Below are 3,291 nucleotides of genomic sequence, written 5' to 3'. Positions count from 1 at the left end.
CGGCATCTTGCGCATGGCGCAAGGTGGCGGCGCTGTTGCTTACACTGCGCTCACCAGGCAAGTCCCGGGAGGCTTCTTCAAATCGGGCCATCTGCTCGGCAATGCCTTTGGGGCCGTCGGCGTCGCTGAAATGGGTCATGAGCGAGATTTCGTCCACCTGCGGCAAGGCATTGAGCCGCGTCCAGGCCGAGCGGTATCGCTGCGGTGCAAAGCCCAACCGGTTCATGCCCGAATTCATCTTGAGGAACACGCGGTGCGGCTCGTGCGTCTTGTGCAACGCCAGCATGTCGATTTGCTCGTCGCAATGCACCGTGTGCCACAAGTGCAGGCGCGAGCACAACTCCAGGTCGCGCGCCTCAAAAGCGCCTTCGAGCAACAAAATGGGGCCACGCCAGCCCAAAGCCCTGACACGCTCGGCTTCACTCAAGTCCAGCAAGGCAAAGCCGTCGGCTTTGCGCAGACCTTCAAACACCCGCTCAATGCCGTGCCCATAGGCATTGGCCTTGACCACCGCCCACACCTGGGCATCGGGCGCGGCTTGGCGTGCCAAGGCCAGGTTGTGGCGCAAGGCCGCGGTGTGGATGGTGGCTTGAATCGGGCGGGGCATGGGGCGCAAGGCGAAATGTACGCCTCCAGTATGCCAGCTTCGTACGCCCTGAAATGGGGTCTGTCCATCGGGTCAACACAGCCTTTCCCCTGCCAAGAAGGGGCTTACAAATGATTTACACTGATCCGCTGCCTGTTAACCCCGCACAATCTGCCTGAGCCGTTCGGGCACTGGCTGAATCTTGTCATCCATGGAAGTTTTTGAGTTCTTGATGCCCATCTTCACCGAATACGGCTATTTGGCCGTGTTCGTGATGCTGTTGATCTGCGGCTTTGGTGTCCCCGTGCCAGAAGATGTGACCCTGGTCACTGGCGGTGTCATCGCGGGTCTTGGCCACGCCGATGTACACACCATGTTTGCCGTGGGCATGGCGGGCGTCATGGTCGGTGACGGCCTGATGTTCACCCTGGGCCGTCTGTACGGCGAGCGCATCGCGCGGTTGCCCGGTTTTCGCAAAATCCTGACCCCCGAGCGCTTTGCCAGTGCACAAGAAGCCTTTCAGAAATACGGCAAATGGGTCATGTTCGTGGCCCGCTTTTTGCCCGGTTTGCGCACGCCGGTCTTCTTCTCAGCGGGCATGAGCCGACGCGTCAGCTTTTCCACCTGGTTTTTCATGGACGGCTTTGCTGCACTGATCAGCGTGCCGATTTGGGTCTACCTGGGTTACTTTGGCGCGCAAAACTGGGACTGGATGTTTGGCGTGCTGCGCCAGTTCCAGCACGGCATTTTTGCCCTGCTGGGCATTGGCATCGTCTGGTTGGGCTGGCGCTGGTGGCGCAAGCGCCAAGCCACTGCGGCCGCCAAAGCCTCTGGCGACGTCTCTTAAGCTGCCCACGCATGGGCGACACCTCCCCCAAAAGCCTGGCGGTCGCCGGGCTCCTGTTCAACGCCTTTGTCTGGGGCGTGTGCTGGTGGCCCTTCAAACAACTTGAAGCCCAGGGCCTGCACCCGCTGTGGGCCACGGCACTGGTTTACGCCTTTGTCTTTGTGTCCATCGCCTTGTGGCTGTGGCGCAGCGGACAACTGCAAAGCTGGCGCGGCCACCCCGGGCTGTGGCTCTTGCTGTTGGCCTCGGGCCTGACCAATGTGGGCTTCAACTGGGCCGTGACGGTGGGCGACGTGGTGCGCGTGGTGCTGCTGTTTTATTTGATGCCCGCCTGGTCGGTGCTGGTGGCTTGGTGGCTGCTGGGTGAAAAGCCCACCCCCATCGCCTTGCTGCGCTTGGTGCTGGCGCTGGCCGGTTTGTTCATCGTGCTCAAAACCCCCGAGACCCCCTGGCCTGTGCCCGAAAGCCTGGCCGATGGGCTGGCGCTGATGGGGGGCCTGACGTTTGCCATCACCAACGCCTTGCTGCTCAAACTCAAAGACAGCCCCAGCGCGTCGCGCACCCTGGCCATGTTTGGTGGCGGCGCGGTCATGGCCACGCTGGCGGCCATCGCCGGTTTGGTCACAGGCGTGGTGGCCATCGGCGCGGCCCCCGCTTGGAGCTGGCTGCCGCTGGTGGCCTTGCTGTGCATCTCGTTCTTGTTGGGCAACCTGGCGCTGCAATACGGCGCGGCCCGACTGGCCGCCCACACCACCGCGCTGGTCATGCTGTCCGAAGTGCTGTTTGCCAGCGTGTCGTCGGTCTTGCTGGGCGCCTCCAACTGGGACAGCCGCACCCTGATCGGCGGGGCCCTGATCTTGCTGGCGGCTTTGCTGTCCATCGTCGGCCCTGGCCACAAGGCCCACTGAACCGCCCTGCCCAGCCAGGGTCCGTCACTGGCATGATGTCCATCTGTCCACACCCAACGGAACCAACCCCATGAGCTTGTACGACCTCGAAGCCCAAAGCATCGACCACCAACCCGTGCCCCTGTCGCGCTACAAGGGCCAAGTGATGCTGATCGTCAACACCGCCAGCGCATGCGGCTTCACGCCCCAATTCACCGGGCTGGAAAAGCTGCACAAAACCTACGCCGACCAAGGCCTGGCCGTGCTGGGCTTTCCGTGTAACCAATTCGCCAGCCAAGACCCGGGTGATGACGCGCAAATTGCCAACTTTTGCCAGAAGAACTACGGCGTGAGCTTTCAGATGATGAGCAAGGTCAAGGTCAATGGCGCTGACGCCCACCCGCTGTACCAATGGCTCACCGCCGAAGCCCCCGGCATTTTGGGCAGCAAAGGCATCAAGTGGAACTTCACCAAATTTTTGGTCGGGCGTGATGGGCGTGTGATCAAGCGCTATGCGCCACAAGACTCGCCCGAGAAGATCGCCAAGGACATTGAGGTGGCGTTGGCGGCCAGTTGATGGTGTTTTGGTGGCGTTTTGATATCTGATCGATGGTGGTTTGATATCAGGCGACGGGATCAGTACCCAGCGCCTGGGACTGCAAGACTAGTCCGACGCCGTTGCATGATGGGCCACAAGCCCGTTCAGGCTTCTTGGCTCAAGTCCACCAAGTGAGCACCGCCAACCACAGCAACACAGCCGCCCCACCCCACACCAGCAACCGCGTGCGCAGGCGCAGCACTTCCACGGTGCTGACCAAGCGTGCGTTTTGCTCGGCCAACTCGGCCAGGGTTTCGGTCAATTCGCGCTGGGTCTGGGCTTGGCGGTCGATCTGGCCTTGTGCGGCAATCAAGGCGTTCTTGAGCTCGCCCAAACTGGGCACGGCACTCACCGGGGTTTGTGTGGCGGGGGT

General features: G+C 61.8%; 4 protein-coding genes and 1 pseudogene. 3 read left to right on the top strand and 2 right to left on the bottom strand.

What is annotated here, in order from left to right:
- Nucleotides 1–607 (bottom strand): alanine racemase (locus ACIQ47_RS15575; RefSeq protein WP_396438954.1); only part of this gene is annotated, 607 nt, incomplete at its 3' end.
- A gap of 211 nt (nt 608–818) precedes the next feature.
- Between ACIQ47_RS15575 and ACIQ47_RS15570 the strand changes: the two genes are divergently transcribed.
- From ACIQ47_RS15570 to ACIQ47_RS15560, 3 genes are all read left to right on the top strand, one after another.
- Nucleotides 819–1,433: a DedA family protein gene (locus ACIQ47_RS15570; RefSeq protein ID WP_396438953.1), complete on the top strand. Its 615-nt coding sequence runs from the start codon at nt 819–821 to the stop codon at nt 1,431–1,433.
- A gap of 11 nt (nt 1,434–1,444) precedes the next feature.
- Entirely contained in the window at nt 1,445–2,341 is an 897-nt protein-coding gene (locus ACIQ47_RS15565) for an EamA family transporter (RefSeq protein ID WP_396438952.1), read from the top strand.
- Nucleotides 2,342–2,411: 70 nt separating this feature from the next.
- Nucleotides 2,412–2,897 (top strand): glutathione peroxidase, encoded by a 486-nt coding sequence (locus ACIQ47_RS15560; protein WP_396438951.1) that lies wholly within the window; start codon nt 2,412–2,414, stop codon nt 2,895–2,897.
- Between the two features lie 139 nt (nt 2,898–3,036).
- On the opposite strand, the pseudogene ACIQ47_RS15555 reads toward ACIQ47_RS15560, so the two are convergent.
- Nucleotides 3,037–3,291: pseudogene (locus tag ACIQ47_RS15555) on the bottom strand (hypothetical protein); the annotation flags it as partial.

It is taken from the genome of Limnohabitans sp. (genome assembly GCF_044373035.1).
Classification (GTDB): domain Bacteria; phylum Pseudomonadota; class Gammaproteobacteria; order Burkholderiales; family Burkholderiaceae_C; genus Limnohabitans_A.
This window is presented reverse-complemented; position numbering and strand designations above follow the sequence as displayed.